The organism is Rhizobium sp. WYCCWR 11146, assembly GCF_013591995.1.
Taxonomy (GTDB): domain Bacteria; phylum Pseudomonadota; class Alphaproteobacteria; order Rhizobiales; family Rhizobiaceae; genus Rhizobium; species Rhizobium indicum.
Genome location: NZ_JACCEY010000043.1, coordinates 248,467 through 265,189, shown reverse-complemented (window position 1 = coordinate 265,189; position 16,723 = coordinate 248,467). Strand labels below are relative to the sequence as shown.

Here is a 16,723-nt window from a genome sequence, read left to right as displayed (position 1 = left end):
CAAAGGTGCATCGGTCTTCCATCCACCACCGCAATAGGCATTACAGCGCCAACAGCGGGTAAAGGGAAGTTACAAAGGTGGCGGCAGCCGGATGAGGGGCGGCCATTCACGCCGCGTGGCAATGCGCTTAAGCCCGGTCGCCGATCATAGAAATCAATTGAGCTTTGGGTGCGGCGGTCGATGCCTCCGCGCCGACGGCCCTGCCGTCTTCCATCGTCACACGGCCTTCGGCAAAGAGCCGCAGCGCTTGTGGATAGATCTGGTGTTCGATGGTGAGCACACGCGCGGCAAGGCTTTCGGCCGTGTCGCCGGAAAGAACCGGCACGGCCGCCTGGCCGATCACCGGCCCCTCATCCATGCCTTCGGTGACGAAATGCACCGTGCAGCCGGCGATCCGCATGCCGGCGTCGATGGCCCGCTGATGCGTATGCAGGCCGGGAAACAGCGGCAGCAGGGAAGGGTGGATGTTGAGCATCCGGCCTTCGTAACGCTGGATGAATGTCGCCGTCAGCAGCCGCATGTAGCCTGCCAGGCAAAGAATATCGGGTTTAAGCTCGTCGAGCGCCGAAAAGATCGCCGCCTCATGCGCATCCTTGCTGGCGTAGTCCTTGCGGGGAAAAGCGAAGGTGGCGATGCCTTCGGCGGCGGCCTTGGCAAGCCCGCCGGCATCCGCCTTGTCGGAGATCACCCCGACGATCTCGGCCGGATAGTCGGCTGCCTTTGCCGCCGCAACCAGCGCCATCATGTTGGAGCCGCTGCCTGATATGAAGACGACGGCGCGTTTGCGCGGCGAGCTCATATGGCAAGCGTGCCCTTGTAGACCGTGCCGGCAGCGCCTTCTTCGCGGGCGATCATGCGGCCGAGCGTGATAACTGTCTCGCCCTCGGCTTCGAGTGCGGCGGAAACCGTCGCGACATTCTCGCCGGCAACGACGGCGATCATGCCGACGCCGCAGTTGAAGGTGCGCAGCATTTCCTTGGCTTCGACGCCGCCCGTCTTGGCGAGCCACGAAAACACCGGCGGCACCTTGACGGCGGCAAGATCGATCTCGGCCGCCAGATGCTTCGGCAGCACGCGCGGAATATTTTCCGGGAAGCCGCCGCCGGTGATGTGCGCCAGCGCCTTGATGGCGCCGGTCTCGCGGATCGCCTTCAGAAGCGGCTTCACATAGATGCGTGTCGGCTCGAGCAGGGCTTCGCCAAGCTTCTTGCCCTCGGCGAACGGCGCCGGTGCATCCCAATCGAGGCCGGACAATTCGACGATCTTGCGCACCAGCGAGAAGCCATTGGAATGGACGCCGGAGGAGGCAAGGCCGAGGATCACGTCACCCTCGGCAATATCGCCGGATGGCAGGAGCTTGCCGCGTTCGGCCGCACCGACAGCAAAGCCGGCGAGATCGTAGTCGCCGGAGGAATACATGCCGGGCATCTCGGCCGTCTCGCCGCCGATCAACGCGCAGCCGGCCTCGCGGCAACCGGCGGCAATGCCGCCGACGATGGCCGCGCCCTGCTCGGGGTCAAGCTTGCCGGTCGCGAAATAATCGAGGAAGAACAGCGGCTCGGCGCCCTGTACCACAAGATCGTTGACGCACATGGCGACGAGGTCGATGCCGACGGTGTCGTGATAGTCGGCATCGATCGCGATCTTCAGCTTGGTGCCGACGCCGTCATTGGCGGCGACCAGAACCGGATCGGTAAAGCCTGCCGCCTTGAGGTCGAAAAGCCCGCCGAAGCCGCCGATCTCGCCGTCGGCGCCGGGACGGCGGGTCGAGCGCACCGCCGGCTTGATCTTCTCGACGAGCAGGTTGCCGGCATCGATGTCGACGCCCGCATCGCTATATGTCAGGCCGTTTTTCCCAGACTGGCTCATGCTGGTCTCCGATGGCTATTTCAGGCGGCAAACGTGCCGCGTCATCTGCCGGTCGCAATTGCATGACAGGGGCTTTTATGCAAGCGCTGCATGGCAAAAGCCCCCAATTTCCCGCGTCTTCTTCCGGCCTTTCCGGGATTCGGCGCGACAGGGTTGACCATCTTTGCGCCTGCATCCTATGTGCTGAATGGCCGCTTCGGATCGCATGCGGCGTTCGGCGGCGGCGAGCGATCAGCGGGGAAGGCAATGCCACAGCAAGTCAGTGGGAACATTCTCAAGCGTCAGATCTTCTTCTGGCTGGCGGCGCTCGTCTTTTTCATCGCCTTTCTCTATGTCTTCAGCTCGATCCTGCTGCCCTTCATCGCCGGCATGGCGATCGCCTATTTCCTCGATCCGGTGGCCGACCGGCTGGAGCGGCTGGGTCTAAGCCGCATGATGGCGACCATCGGCATTCTCGTTGCCTTCGTCATCGTCTTCGCGCTGGCGCTGATGATCCTCATTCCGGTGCTGATCAGCCAGTTCAACGATTTCGCTCAACGTCTGCCGGGTTATATCAGCCAATTACAGCAGTTTATCGCGCAGGCGCAGAATTCGCTGCTGCCGGACTGGGTCGAGAACCAGATGGGCACGATCAAGGACAATCTCTCGGGCATCCTGTCGGAGGGCATGGGCTTCCTCACCGGGCTCTTTGCGCAGATCTGGAATTCCGGCAAGGCGATCGTCGACGTCATATCGCTGCTCGTCGTCACCCCCGTCGTCGCCTTCTACATCCTGCTCGATTGGGACCGCATGGTCGCCAAGGTCGACCAATGGATCCCGCGCGATTATGTCAGCGATGTTCGCCAGATCGCCAAGGAGATCGACCAGGCGATTGCCGGCTTCATCCGCGGCCAGGGCTCGCTCTGCCTCATCCTCGGCATCTATTATGCCGTCGGCCTTTCTCTCGTCGGGCTGAATTTCGGCCTGCTGATCGGCCTCTTCGCCGGCATGATCAGCTTCATTCCCTATGTCGGCTCGATGGTTGGCCTCGTGCTGGCGGTCGGCGTCGCGCTTGTGCAGTTCTGGCCCGATTATCCGTGGATCGGCCTGGTGCTCGTTGTCTTCTTCAGCGGTCAGTTCCTGGAAGGCAACATTCTGCAGCCGAAGCTCGTCGGCTCCAGTGTCGGCCTGCATCCGGTCTGGCTGATGTTTGCGCTCTTTGCCTTCGGCGCGCTCTTCGGTTTCGTCGGGCTTCTGGTTGCCGTGCCGGCGGCGGCGGCCGTCGGCGTCCTTGTTCGTTTCGCGCTTTCACGCTACCTTCAGAGTGATCTTTATTTTGGCGGGTCGCCCAGTGGCCGCGCCCGGAAGACGAAATCAGTTCCCAATGAATGACGTGAAAAACGCTGATCCGAAGCGCAAGGCCGGAGAGCAGCTGCCGCTGGTCTTTTCGCACGATGCCGCAAGCGGGCGCGACGACCTCCTGATCTCGGAGCGTCTTGCCGCCGCCGTTTCGATCGTCGATGCCTGGCCGGCATGGCCATCGCCGGTCGTCGTGCTCGCCGGCCCCGTCGGTTCGGGAAAATCGCATCTCGCCCGCATCTGGCGGGAATTGAGCGGCGCCGTCGATATCCATCCCGAGCTTGGCTCGGACGCCGCGGTTGCCGCCGCTGCCGGCCCGGTGCTGTTCGAGGACGCCGACCGCCTCGGATTCGACGACAATGCGCTCTTCCACGTCATCAACAGCGTCCGCGAAAACGGTACCAGCTTGTTGATCACCAGCCGTCTCTGGCCGATGTCGTGGCCGGTTTTGCTGCCCGATCTGCGCTCGCGGCTGAAAGCGGCAACCGTCGTCGAGATCGGCGAACCCGATGAGGCGCTGTTGTCGCAGGTGATCGTCAAGCTCTTCGCCGACCGGCAGCTTTATATAGATGACAAACTCGTGCTCTATATCGTTGTCAGGATGGAGCGGTCGCTGAACGCGGCCCAGACAATCGTCGAAAGGCTTGACCGGCTGGCCCTGTCGCGGGGCACGAAAATCACCCGGTCTCTTGCTGCCGAAGTATTGAATGAATTGGGAAATTCGGAACCGGCCGATTGACTGTCACAGTTCCGTCGTCAAACTGATATAATTGCCTTTGGCGATTGAAAACGGGGTAAGCGGACCATGGATAGTGCAGTCGCAGAACATCAGGAACTCACTCCGGAAATCAACGACAACACCCCCCCGCTGGAAGAGTTGCTCAAGAGCCCCGAGCGCTTCATCAACCGAGAATTCTCCTGGCTGCAGTTCAATCGCCGTGTCCTGGAAGAAACCCTGAACACCGAGCATCCGTTGCTCGAGCGTGTCCGCTTCCTGTCGATCTCGGCCGCCAACCTCGATGAATTCTTCATGGTGCGTGTCGCCGGCCTCGAGGGCCAGGTACGCCAGAATATCGCCATCCGCAGCCCGGACGGCAAGACGCCGGCCGAGCAGCTCGACTCGATCCTGCAGGAGATCGACCATCTGCAGATGGAGCAGCAGGCCTCGCTCGCCGTGCTGCAGCAATATCTCGCCAAGGAAGACATCCTGATCGTGCGCCCCGGCGCCCTGAGCGAGGGCGACCGCCAGTGGCTGGCCGCCGAATTCGAACAGGCGATCTTCCCCGTGCTGACGCCGCTGTCGATCGATCCCGCCCATCCGTTCCCCTTCATTCCGAATCTCGGCTTCTCCATCGGTCTGCAGCTCGTCAGCAAGAACGGCCGCGAGCCGATGACGGCGCTGCTGCGCCTGCCGGTGGCGCTCGACCGCTTCGTCCGCCTGCCGGATGATGGAAACACAATCCGCTACATCACGCTGGAAGATGTCGCCAATATCTTCATCCATCGGCTCTACCCGGGTTACGAGGTGCAGGGCTCCGGTACGTTCCGCGTCATCCGCGACAGCGATATCGAAGTCGAGGAAGAGGCCGAGGATCTCGTCCGCTTCTTCGAAACGGCGCTGAAACGCCGCCGCCGCGGCAAGGTCATCCGCATCGAGACCGACTCGGAAATGCCGGCCTCGCTGCGTCAGTTCGTCGTTCAGGCGCTCAATATCCCTGATAATCGCGTCGCCGTTCTGCCTGGTCTTCTGGCGCTGAACACCCTGTCTGAGATCACCAAGGCGCCCCGCGACGATCTGCGCTTTCCCTCCTACAATGCGCGATTTCCCGAGCGCGTCCGCGAACATGCCGGCGACTGCTTCGCCGCCATCCGCGAAAAGGACATGGTCGTCCATCACCCCTACGAATCCTTCGACGTGGTGGTCCAGTTTCTTCTCCAGGCTGCGCGCGATCCTGACGTCCTGGCGATAAAGCAGACGCTTTACCGCACCTCCAACGACAGCCCGATCGTTCGCGCGCTGATCGATGCCGCCGAAGCCGGCAAGTCGGTGACGGCGCTGGTCGAGCTCAAGGCCCGCTTCGACGAAGAGGCGAACATCCGCTGGGCGCGCGACCTCGAGCGTGCCGGCGTCCAGGTCGTCTTCGGCTTCATCGAGCTCAAGACCCACGCCAAGATGTCGCTGGTCGTCCGTCGCGAGGATGGCAAACTGCGTACCTATTGCCATCTCGGCACCGGCAACTATCACCCGATCACCGCGAAGATCTATACCGATCTCTCCTACTTCACCTGCAATCCCGTCATCGCCCACGACATGGCGAACATCTTCAACTTCATCACCGGCTACGGCGAGCCGGAAGAGGGCATGCAGCTCGCCATCTCGCCCTATACGATGCGCTCGCGCATCCTGCGTCACATCGAGGAAGAGGTCCAGCACGCCAGGAACGGTGCACCGGCGGCGATCTGGATGAAGATGAATTCGCTTGTCGATCCCGACATCATCGACGCGCTCTATCGCGCCAGCCATGCCGGCGTCGAGATCGATCTCGTCGTGCGCGGCATCTGCTGCCTGCGTCCGCAGGTGCCTGGCCTTTCGGAAAAGATCCGCGTCAAGTCGATCGTCGGCCGCTTCCTCGAACACAGCCGCATCTTCTGCTTCGGCAACGGCCACGGCCTGCCGTCCGACAAGGCGCTGGTTTACATCGGCTCGGCCGACATGATGCCGAGAAACCTTGATCGCCGCGTCGAAACCATGGTTCCGCTGACGAATCCCACCGTTCACGAGCAGGTCTTGTCACAGATTATGCTTGGCAACGTGATTGACAATCAACAAAGCTACGAGATATTGCCCGACGGTACGTCGCGTCGCATGGAAGTGCGCAGGGGCGAAGAACCGTTCAACGCGCAGCAGTATTTCATGACCAATCCGAGCCTGTCCGGCCGTGGTGAAGCTCTGAAGTCCAGTGCGCCGAAGCTGATCGCCGGCCTGCTCGAAGGCCGCAACAACAAGTAATACTGGACCTAAATGGTTGAATCTGAAGCCCAGGGGCGCCTTCCGGGGATCGCCCCGGTCTCCGTCGTCGATATTGGATCGAATTCCATTCGTCTTGTCGTCTACGAAGGCATGTCCCGTTCGCCGACCGTCCTCTTCAACGAAAAGGTCCTCTGCGGCCTCGGCAAGGGCGTCGCCCTTACCGGCAAGATGGATGAAGACAGCGTCGCGCGGGCTTTGGCGGCGCTGCACCGTTTCAAGGCTCTGTCCGACCAGGCGCGCGCTGCCACCATGTATGTGCTGGCGACGGCGGCCGCGCGCGAGGCGAGCAACGGTCCTGATTTCATCCATCAGGCAGAAACCATCCTTAACCGCAAGGTTCGCGTGCTCTCGGGCGAGGAAGAGGCAAAATTCGCCTCGCTCGGCATCATCAGCGGTTTCTACAATCCTGATGGCATTGCCGGCGACCTCGGTGGCGGCTCGCTGGAACTGATCGATATCAAGGGCAAGGAGTTCGGCAAGGGCATCACGCTGCCGCTCGGCGGCCTGCGCCTGTCGGAATATGCCGGCGGCTCGCTTTCCAAGGCCCGGACCTTTGCCCGAAAGCAGCTGAAGACGGCAAAGCTGCTGTCGAAAGGCGAGGGGCGCACCTTCTACGCCGTCGGCGGCACCTGGAGAAACATTGCCAAGCTGCACATGGAAATCACCCATTATCCGCTGCATATGATGCAGGGCTATGAGGTGTCGCTCGAAGCGATGATGCTGTTCCTCGAACAGGTGACCGCGCGCGATTCCAGGGAGCCGGCGCTGCAGGCCGTTTCCAAGCACCGCCGTTCGCTGCTGCCCTTCGGCGCTATCGCCATGAAGGAAGTCCTGAGCGCGATGAAGCCGTCGGTGATTTCCTTCTCGGCGCAGGGTGTGCGCGAGGGATATCTCTATTCGCTGCTGTCGGAGTCCGAGCGCCGCCTGGATCCGCTGCTTGCCGCCGCCGGCGAACTGGCGATCCTGCGTGCCCGTTCGCCGGAGCATGCCCGCGAGCTGGCGGAATGGACCGGCCGCATGATGCCCCTCTTCGGCATCCAGGAAACCCAAGAGGAAGGCCGCTACCGTCAGGCGGCCTGTCTGCTGGCCGATATCAGCTGGCGCGCCCATCCGGACTATCGCGGCCTGCAGGCGCTGAACGTCATCGCCCACTCTTCCTTCGTCGGCATCAGTCATCCCGGCCGCGCCTTTATCGCGCTTTCCAACTATTACCGTTTCGAAGGCCTGCATGACGACGGCGCCACCGGTCAACTGGCGCAGATCGCCACGCCGCAGCTCATCGAGCGCGCCAAGCTGCTCGGCGGCATGCTGCGCGTCGTCTACCTCTTCTCGGCCTCGATGCCCGGCATCGTCAAAAACCTGACCTTCCGCAAATCATCGAGCCCGGACCTCGACCTCGAATTCGTCGTGCCTCCCGAATATCGCGATTTCGCCGGCGAACGCCTGGACGGCCGCCTGCAGCAGCTTTCGAAGTTGACGAACAAGCGGTTGGCGTTTCGGTTCGAGTAGGTCTGATTTACAACCAGACTTGTGCCGAGGAGGCCCCCCTCTGGCCTGCCGGCCATCTCCCCCACAGGTGGGGAGATTACAAGTGGCATGACCTTCCCGCATCTTGAACGTCAAGCCGAGTTGAATCGCTGATTGTTTGGGGAAGCCCCTGCGCCCAGCCAATCTCCCCACCTGTGGGGGAGATGCCCGGCAGGGCAGAGGGGGCACACACGGCACAGCGTCAACGAAAAAGGGCCGCCTTCGCGCCGCCCTCTGCATTTTCAACCCGAGAATTCCGAACTTACTTCGCGTTCAAAAACTCGCCAACCTCAAGCAGGCTGAACTCGTTATTGTCGGCCTTGTCGACGGCGCGGCCGGCCGAGAAGGGCAGGTTGTTGTCGTTGCCGATGATGATGTGCGTGGCGTCGACGCGATCGACGTTTTCGATCGTCACGAAGGGCATGTCGTAAACGCCGTCCTTGCTGCCGGCCTTCTTCTTGTTGTCGGGGTCCTGGATGTTCAGGAGATCGATATAGCCGATCTTGCGGACGGCCTTGCCGACATTGGCGTCGTTGAACTCGATCTTGTAGACGCGCTTCAGCACGGCCGGAGCTTCGAAGCAATCCGGCTTCGGCTGCTTCGGGTCGGCGCAGGCCTTGTCCGTCGTGCCGGCGCCGTTGTCGCGCTCGATGACGAGAGCGGTCGTTTCGTCGAGCATGTTGAAGTCGCCGATCGACACACCCTTGTCTTCGAACGGATAGAGCCAGCTGCGGCCGGTCCACTTCTTCGAAGCGACATCGAATTCGATGACGCGGATGGCGGTGTGGCCGTCGACCGTTTCCACCGTGCCGTCATCCTTGTAGATGGCGCCTTCGAGCAGGCCGTAGAGCTTGGCGCCGTCCTTCGACATGGCGAAGCCTTCGAAGCCGCCGGAGCGCTTCAGATTGAAGACCGGCATTTTCGCAGCCGGGTTGGCCGGAACCGAGAGAAGCGGATTGTCGGGCGAAAGCACCGGTTTGCCGTCGAGCGTCGTCGGGATGACGTCGGTGAGGCGGCCTGACGTGTCGAACTTCAGGATGTAGGGACCGAATTCGTCGCCGATCCAGAAGCCGTCGGCAACCGGCTGGATCGATTCGATGTCGAAGTCGGCGCCGGTAAGATAACGCGTATCGGTGCCTTCGAGAACGATCGGGAACGGAGCGATCTTGTTCGGATCGGAGAGGAAGAGGTTCTTGACGACTTCGGCCTTGTTGCCGGCCCAGTCGAACTTCATCTGGTGCAGGAAGAGCATGGAGTCCGACGAATTGGACTTCGAGCCGAAGCCGTTGTCGGAGAGCGTCCAGAAGGTGCCGTCGGCCATCGTCTTGACCCCCGAGAAACCCTGGATCGGCTGGCCGTCGAAGGGAAGCTTCAGATCGGTGATGCGGGCTCCGTCCTTGCCGGGAACGGTGCCGAGCGCTTCGGTGCGCTTGCGGTCCGGCGTCGTAAACTTGCCGGAATGCTTGAGGAATTCGGGGGCATCGGCCGGCGCCGGAACCATGGTGTTGGCAGGCAGGATCGCCTGGCCCGCGAGTTTGGCCGGGAACTGCTGCTGGTCGGCCGAAGCGGCGCCCGCGACCAGGATGAAAAGCGATACGGAAGCAAAAAGGACGTTCTTCATAATATCCCCGTGGAACGGATTGCAAAGGCCTTCCGCTTAGCAGGGCTTCCGTGTCAGCGAATTGACGGTTGGGTGAAGCTTTGGTGACGTCCGGTGTAGTCGTTGCTCAGCCGTGCAGTATGACCGCCTGCGTGTTCAGCACGGTGACCGCGCGCGAGGAGAGCGCCATGACGCCGAGCGCCTGGCCGCGTCCCTTCACGGCATGGGTGCCGAGATCCTCGCAGGATATGTCGTCGGGAAATTTCATGCGCCGGGCAAGCTCGCTGGAAATCAGAATCGATCTGTTCAGACTGCGGCAGAGCGTCTCCAACCGGGCGGTGGTGTTCACCGTATCGCCGAAATAGCTGATCTTATGATGATCGACACCGATTTCGGCGGTGATGATCTCGCCGCCGTGAAGGGCGGCACGGAGCTTCGGCACCTGCCCGTAATTTTTCCGCCAGCCGGCGGCATTGGCGTCGATATCGGCAAGGATATCGAAGATGCAGCGCACACAACGCGCATTCTTGACGCCGCGGGCAAGTGGCCAGGTGATGATCGCCGCATCGCCGACATAGTCGTTGATCATGCCCTTGTGGCGCCTGACGGGCTCGGCGAAGGTCGCAAACAGTGAACTCAGCAGCTGTTGCGCCCTGAGGTCGCCGTGCTTTTCGGCAAAAGCCGTCGAATCGACGAGGTCGATGAACAGGAAGACGCGCTCTTCCTTGACCGGATTGCGGTAGCGGCTGATGAGCATGCTGAGGAAAACTTCACGACCAAGCAGTTCTCGCACGCGCAAGACGAAGATCAGCATCGTGCAGACCGCCAGGGCATAGAGGAAGACTTCGAACGGCATGATGACGAGGTCGAGGAGCGACACCGGCTTCACCATGCCGAGCGACCAGAGCAGCAGGCCGGCGCAGGCAAAGCCGATGCTCATCAGGATTTCGTAGATCAGCAGCTCGGTGATGATGAAGGCGAAGGTCGGCAGCTTCTGGATGCGTCTATAAAGCGTCCGAAACAGCACCTTGCGCTCGAAGGCGAGGATCGGCATGCCGATGAAGAGCGCGAAGATCGCCCCGATGATCGGCGTCTGATTGGAGTAGAACATCAGATCATAGACGACGCCGCTGGCCGCAAGGACGATCGTGATCAGGATCCAATTCTGTGTCGGAGTTATTTCCCGCATGCCGCCTCTGCGCCGTGATGTTTCTTCCCGCCATTGTTTCAGGCCGGAAAAAACCGTCAAGCGAATTCGAAATTACAGCGCTGCGCGGCTTTTTCAGACGCGCGGCGCTGCAGCACTTTGAATGACTGCATAATCTATCCTTAAATCGATGCCGATTTAAGGCGTGATGCAGTCGCCTTAGAGGCTGACGGTTTCGACCTTCCGGTCGACGAAGCGCAGAGCGATCGCGCCCTGGATCAGTTGCAGTGCCGGCTCGCCGAAAAGATCGCGCCGCCAGCCGTGCAGGGCGGCGACTTCGGCCTTCTCGCCCTCGGCGGCGATCTTGTCGAGATCCTCGCTGTTGGCGATCACCTTCGGCGCCACGCCGTGTTTTTCCGAAATCAGCTTCAGCAGAACCTTCAGCAATTCGACGGCAGCAGCGGCCCCTTCGGGCGCCTGCGCCTGGCGTGGCACATGCGGCATATCGGCCTTCGGAAGAGCAAGAGCGGTGTTGACAGCCTCGATGACCGCGGCGCCGGAAGTCGAGCGCTCCCAACCCTTCGGAATGGTGCGCAGACGGCCGAGCGCCTCGGTATCCTTGGGCTGCTGCTGGGCGATCTCGTAGATCGCATCATCCTTCAGCACCCGTGAACGCGGCACGTTGCGGGCGCGCGCCTCGCGTTCGCGCCAGGCGGCGACATATTTCAGGATCGCCAGCTCCTGCGGTTTGCGCAGGCGCATCTTCAGCCGCTGCCAGGCATCGTCTGGATGCATGTCGTAGGTTTCGCGCGACTCGAGAATGTCCATTTCCTCGGAGAGCCAGGAGGTGCGGCCTTCGCGATCAAGTTCCGCCTTCAGCGACAGGTAGACGTCGCGCAGGTGGGTGACGTCGGCCAGCGCATAATCCAGCTGTTTGTCCGAAAGCGGCCGGCGGCTCCAGTCGGTGAAGCGCGACGACTTGTCGATATGGACGTTCTTGATGCGGCTGACCAACTGGTCATAGGAGACGCTGTCGCCAAAGCCGCAGACCATGGCGGCGACCTGCGTGTCGAAGATCGGATGCGGAATGAGATTGCCGCGATTGAAGATGATTTCGATGTCCTGGCGGGCCGCATGAAAGACCTTCAGCACCTTCGTATCGGCCATCAGCTCGAAGAAGGGGGCGAGATCGATGCCCTTGGCCAGCGGATCGACGAGAACTTCCGTCGTCGGGCTTGCCATCTGGATCAGGCAGAGCTCCGGCCAGAAGGTCGTTTCGCGCAGGAATTCGGTGTCGATGGTGATGAAGTCGGACTTGGCCAGCTCTTTGCAGGCGGCCGCCAAATCGGCGGTGGTTTCGATCATATCATTTCATTCGCAAGGAAAAGGTCGGTTAAACCTTCCTTCTCCTTTCGGTTCGATATGTCAATACAACAGCATACGCTTCGAGCATTGCTGGCTAAGAATCACGTCCAAACTGAGGCAAGGCACGATGCATGGCCGCAATCGCGGTGAAAGTGCAGGCGGCCTCAGCTGACCCTAAGATAACTTGTCATCCCCGTCTTCTGATGCTCGATGATATGGCAATGCAGCAGCCAGTCGCCGGGATTGTCGGCGACGAAGGCAAGCTGCACCTTCTCGTCCGGCTGAATCAGATAGGTATCGGAGACCAGCGGCATCACCTCCCGCGTCGAGGAGGAGATCACCGTGAAGCTCATCCCGTGCAGATGGATCGGATGCGCATGCGGCGTGGTATTCTCCAGATTGAAGATATAGCTCTTGCCGAGCTTCAATTCCGCAAGCGGCGCCGTCGGATCGGGCGTGTCGCCCGGCCACGGCACCTTGTTGATGGCCCAGAAACTGTAGCCGAGCGTGCCGCAGATGCTTTCGACGGCGGCATTCTCGGCAGTTGCGCTCAGCACCAGGGGTATCTGCTCGGCGACGGAAAGATCGGCCTTCTGGACGGGATTGTCGATAAGCGGCCCGAGATCGCCGATGGCGCGCTTCAACGATGATCCGACCGCGCGCAGGCTGGCGATCGTCTTCGGCGTCGTGCCGCGGATATCCTCGAGCGTCGCGACCGCGCCTTCATCATCCGGCATGCGCACGGCAAGATCGAGCCGTTGGCCCGGTCCGATCTGCAGGAGGTCGAGGGGAAAACGCTTCGGCACCGGATTGCCGTCGATCGCAATCACGGTGGCCTCGGCGCCTTCCATCTTCAGCGAGAAGATCCGCGTCACATCGGTCACGGCAATGCGCAGCCGCACCAGCCCGCCGGCCGGCGCGTCATATCGCGGCTCTTGGTGCCAGTTGGCGGTGCGCACCGTGCCGTAGGTGCCGGTCTTGGCCGCGTCGCGTGGCCGGAAGGCGGCGATGAACTGCCCGTCACCGCCGAGCCGCCAGTCGCGCAGGTTCAGCACCACCTCGGCATCGAATTCCGGATCGGCCGGATCTTCGACGACGATGACGCCGGTCATCCCATGCCCCATCTGCGTCAGCGTGTTGCAATGTGGATGATACCAGAATGTGCCGGCATCGGGCGGTGTGAAGGCATAGTCGAAGCTGTCGCCGGTATAGACGTAGGGCTGCGTCATGAACGGCACGCCGTCCATGCGGTTGTCGATGCGAAGCCCGTGCCAGTGGATCGTCGTCGGCTCGTCGAGCCCGTTTTTCAGCCGCGCCGCATAGGGTCGCCCCTTCCTCATCCTGAGAATCGGCGGCATGCTGTCATGGCCCCAGCTCATGATATCCCTGGTCGGTCCCGCCTCGGTCAGCATGGCCTCGGTCTTCACCGCCGTCAGCAGCTGCGGCTCGGGAGCCGCCTCGGCAAATCCGAATTTACCGGCAATGCCGATGCCGACGCCATAGGCACCCGCCACAGCGGATGCCTTGAGAAGGTTGCGGCGGCTAAGGAGAGGCATGCGGATGCTCCACGGTGAGAATGCCGATCCTTTTAAAGTTGACCGGCATCTTCATCAATACAGGAAGCGCGGCCAAACTGCCGCAGCATACCGGTCGCAGCCTCGCCATAAACGCGTGTCAAACGCCGGGCTGCGTGCGCCAAGCCTTGACAAATCGGAGCGTCCATGCGCTTTTCCGCCCGATTTTCTTGTCGGCGCTTGAGGGTCTTGGAACCCTTGCTGCCGTCTTAAGCCACATGCCAGGATTTGAGATCATGCATCGCTATCGCAGCCACACATGCGCCGCCCTCCGCAAGTCGGATGTCGGCTCGACCGTCCGTATCTCCGGCTGGGTTCACCGCGTTCGCGACCATGGCGGCGTTCTCTTCATCGATCTTCGCGACCATTACGGCATCACCCAGGTCGTTGCCGATCCCGACAGCCCGGCCTTCAAGATGGCGGAAACCGTGCGCGGCGAATGGGTCATCCGTATTGACGGCCTCGTCAAGGCCCGTACCGAAGACACGGTCAACAAGACCATGGCGACCGGCGAAATCGAGCTCTACGCACAGGAGATCGAAGTCCTCTCCGCCGCCAAGGAATTGCCGCTGCCGGTCTTCGGCGAGCCGGACTATCCCGAAGACGTCCGCCTGAAGTATCGTTTCCTCGATCTTCGCCGCGAAACGCTGCACCGGAACATCGTCAAGCGCACCCAGGTCATCTCGGCCATGCGCCGCGAAATGAGCAATGTCGGCTTCACCGAATATACGACGCCGATCCTGACGGCCTCCTCGCCGGAAGGCGCGCGCGACTTCCTCGTGCCGTCGCGCATCCATCCCGGCACTTTCTACGCGCTGCCGCAGGCGCCGCAGCAGTACAAGCAGCTGCTGATGGTTGCCGGCTTCGACCGTTACTTCCAGATCGCGCCGTGCTTCCGCGATGAAGACCCGCGCGCCGATCGCCTGCCGGGCGAATTCTACCAGCTCGACCTCGAAATGAGCTTCGTCACCCAGGAAGACGTCTGGAACACGATGGGCCCGCTGATGACCTCGATCTTCGAGGAATTCGCCGAAGGCAAGCCGGTCACCAAGGAATGGCCGCGCATCCCCTATGACGAAGCGATTCGCAAATATGGCTCCGACAAGCCCGATCTGCGCAACCCGATCGTCATGCAGGCCGTGACCGAGCATTTTGCCGGCTCGGGCTTCAAGGTTTTCGCGGGCATGATCGCCTCCAACCCGAAGGTCGAGATCTGGGCTATTCCGGCCAAGACCGGCGGTTCAAGAGCGTTCTGCGATCGCATGAATGCCTGGGCGCAGTCGACCGGTCAGCCTGGCCTCGGCTACATCTTCTGGCGCAAGGAAGGTGACAAGCTCGAGGGCGCCGGCCCGCTTGCAAAGAACATCGGCGAGGAGCGCACCGACGCGATCCGTACCCAGCTCGGCCTCGATGACGGTGACGCCTGCTTCTTCGTTGCCGGCGATCCGGCGAAGTTCTACAAGTTTGCCGGTGAAGCCCGCACCAAGGCCGGCGAAGAGCTGAACCTTGTCGATCGCGACCGTTTCGAACTGTGCTGGATCGTCGACTTCCCGTTCTTCGAATGGAGCGAGGAAGAAAAGAAGGTCGATTTCGCCCACAACCCCTTCTCCATGCCGCAGGGCGGCCTCGATGCGCTTCAGAACCAGGATCTGCTGACCATCAAGGCGTTCCAGTATGACGCCGTCTGCAACGGCTTCGAAATCGCCTCGGGCTCGATCCGCAACCAGTCGCCGGAAACCATGGTCGCCGCCTTCGAGAAGGTCGGCCTCAGCCAGCAGGATGTCGAGGATCGTTTCGGCGGCCTCTACCGCGCCTTCCAGTACGGCGCGCCCCCGCATGGTGGCGCCGCCTTCGGCATCGACCGTATCGTCATGCTGCTCGTCGGCGCGAAGAACCTGCGCGAAATCTCGCTGTTCCCGATGAACCAGCAGGCCCAGGACCTGCTGATGGGCGCGCCGAGCCCGGCAGCGCCGACACAGCTGCGCGAACTCTCGATCCGGCCGATCCCGCCGGTCAAGAAAGACTGAGATCGTCTGATCCCGAATGCAAAAGCCCGGCAAATCGCCGGGCTTTTCTGTTGGTTCGGTCGCTCACAATGCCGCGTAGATTGCTTCGCGAAGATCGACTGTGAACTTGCCCCACATGCCTTCCAGCGTCGTGTTGGTCAGCGCAACGACGGTCAGCCCGTTGACCGGATCGATGAACCAGCTATGGCCGTAGACGCCGCCCCATTTCAGCGTGCCCTCGGGGAAGGGGACGCCTGCCTCGGCCGGATTGGTGATGACTGACCAGCCGAAGCCAAAGCCGGAGCCGGGTTCGTGCTGCTGGCGCTGGCCGTCGGCCTGGTCCGTCATCATCATCCCTACGGTTTCGGTCGAGAGCAGCGGTGCGCCGCCCCTACGGATGGTTTCGAGTATGGCCAGGATATCACCCGCCGTTCCCGCCATGCCGGCGCCGCCAGAATGATAGGAGGTGGGGTCGAAGATGCGGTTCGGCGCGAAGCGGATGGGACCCATCAGCGACATCACCAGCGCAGTCTCGCCCATCAGCGCCGGTTCGGGTGAAGCGTCCATATAGGCCGCTGCCAGCCGGCTGCGGTCGCGAACCGAAAACGCGGTATCGGCAAGTCCAAGCGGTTTCGTCACCAGATCAGCGATGGCCTCGCCCAGCGGCACGCCGGTTTCCGCCTCGATGACGCCGCCCAGAACATCCATGGCAACGGAATATTGCCAGTCGCTGCCCGGCGCGAAGCGCAGTGGCGCGCTGGCGATCCGCCGCAGGTTCTCGGCCAGCGGCAGTCCCGGTTCGTCGAGGCCGTCGGAAACGCCGGCGCGGGCATAAGCATCGTCCCCTTCGAAGAAGCTGTAGCTGAGGCCGGACGTATGGGTCAGCAGGTGGCGGATGCGAATGATCGCTTCGCTGCCGTCAGGCAGCCTCGGTCGGAAGTCCGGCAGCCACCTCGTCACCGTGTCGTCCAGCCCGATTTTTCCCTGCTCGACGAGCCGCATCGCGGCGATGGTGACGATCGGCTTGGTGATGGAGGCAAGCCTGAAAATGGTGTTCTCGCGCATCGCTAGACCATATTCGCGGTCGGCAAGGCCGGCGGCGCGGCGATGGACGATCTCTCCGTCACGGGCGATAAGCACCACCGCTCCCACAAGCCGTTTGTCGTCGAGAGCACTTGTGATGGCCGCATCGACTGCAGCTGCAAGCGATGAATTCCTGTCGGCGTCTGCCATTTCAAGGGGAAGACTCATCAGATTAAACCTTCT

Annotated in this window: 12 protein-coding genes; 5 read left to right on the top strand and 7 right to left on the bottom strand. The window is 61.8% G+C overall.

Features of this window, described 5'->3' with window-relative positions; all coding sequences use genetic code 11:
* Window positions 1-127 precede the first annotated feature (127 nt).
* A complete protein-coding gene (purN, locus tag HX899_RS34375; RefSeq protein WP_181294514.1) occupies window positions 128-799 on the bottom strand; it encodes a phosphoribosylglycinamide formyltransferase in 672 nt (223 codons plus the stop codon).
* Entirely contained in the window at window positions 796-1,869 is a 1,074-nt protein-coding gene (gene purM, locus HX899_RS34370) for a phosphoribosylformylglycinamidine cyclo-ligase (RefSeq protein ID WP_181294513.1), read from the bottom strand. Before purM ends, purN begins: the two co-directional genes overlap by 4 nt.
* Window positions 1,870-2,115: 246 nt before the next feature.
* Between purM and HX899_RS34365 the strand changes: the two genes are divergently transcribed.
* The 4 genes from HX899_RS34365 to ppx all read left to right on the top strand — a co-directional run bounded on the left by HX899_RS34365 (window position 2,116) and on the right by ppx (window position 7,747).
* Entirely contained in the window at window positions 2,116-3,240 is a 1,125-nt protein-coding gene (locus HX899_RS34365) for an AI-2E family transporter (RefSeq protein ID WP_138328336.1), read from the top strand.
* On the top strand, window positions 3,233-3,946 hold the full coding sequence (gene hdaA / locus HX899_RS34360) for a DnaA regulatory inactivator HdaA (RefSeq protein ID WP_029872928.1): 714 nt from the start codon (window positions 3,233-3,235) through the stop codon (window positions 3,944-3,946). The genes HX899_RS34365 and hdaA overlap by 8 nt, the downstream gene beginning before the upstream one ends.
* A gap of 66 nt (window positions 3,947-4,012) precedes the next feature.
* Window positions 4,013-6,217: an RNA degradosome polyphosphate kinase gene (locus HX899_RS34355; protein ID WP_062940729.1), complete on the top strand. Its 2,205-nt coding sequence runs from the start codon at window positions 4,013-4,015 to the stop codon at window positions 6,215-6,217.
* Between the two features lie 12 nt (window positions 6,218-6,229).
* Complete coding sequence (gene ppx, locus HX899_RS34350; RefSeq protein WP_181294512.1) at window positions 6,230-7,747, top strand: exopolyphosphatase; 1,518 nt, start codon at window positions 6,230-6,232, stop codon at window positions 7,745-7,747.
* A 280-nt stretch (window positions 7,748-8,027) separates the two neighbouring features.
* Here ppx and HX899_RS34345 read toward each other — a convergent pair whose 3' ends face one another.
* The 4 genes from HX899_RS34345 to HX899_RS34330 all read right to left on the bottom strand — a co-directional run bounded on the left by HX899_RS34345 (window position 8,028) and on the right by HX899_RS34330 (window position 13,433).
* Window positions 8,028-9,386, bottom strand: coding sequence for an esterase-like activity of phytase family protein (locus HX899_RS34345; protein WP_181294511.1), 1,359 nt, complete (start codon window positions 9,384-9,386; stop codon window positions 8,028-8,030).
* 106 nt (window positions 9,387-9,492) lie between these two features.
* Window positions 9,493-10,554: an adenylate/guanylate cyclase domain-containing protein gene (locus HX899_RS34340; RefSeq protein ID WP_181294510.1), complete on the bottom strand. Its 1,062-nt coding sequence runs from the start codon at window positions 10,552-10,554 to the stop codon at window positions 9,493-9,495.
* A 177-nt stretch (window positions 10,555-10,731) separates the two neighbouring features.
* Entirely contained in the window at window positions 10,732-11,877 is a 1,146-nt protein-coding gene (gene rnd, locus HX899_RS34335; protein ID WP_003547127.1) for a ribonuclease D, read from the bottom strand.
* A gap of 164 nt (window positions 11,878-12,041) precedes the next feature.
* A complete protein-coding gene (locus HX899_RS34330) occupies window positions 12,042-13,433 on the bottom strand; it encodes a multicopper oxidase family protein (protein WP_181294509.1) in 1,392 nt (463 codons plus the stop codon).
* Window positions 13,434-13,687: 254 nt separating this feature from the next.
* Here HX899_RS34330 and aspS point away from each other — a divergent pair, with 254 nt between their 5' ends.
* Window positions 13,688-15,478: an aspartate--tRNA ligase gene (gene aspS / locus HX899_RS34325; protein WP_181294508.1), complete on the top strand. Its 1,791-nt coding sequence runs from the start codon at window positions 13,688-13,690 to the stop codon at window positions 15,476-15,478.
* A gap of 63 nt (window positions 15,479-15,541) precedes the next feature.
* On the opposite strand, the gene HX899_RS34320 is transcribed toward aspS, so the two are convergent.
* The gene (locus HX899_RS34320; RefSeq protein ID WP_138387600.1) at window positions 15,542-16,708 is read right to left on the bottom strand and encodes a serine hydrolase; all 1,167 of its coding nucleotides are present in this window, start codon (window positions 16,706-16,708) and stop codon (window positions 15,542-15,544) included.
* Between the last annotated feature and the right edge of the window lie 15 nt (window positions 16,709-16,723).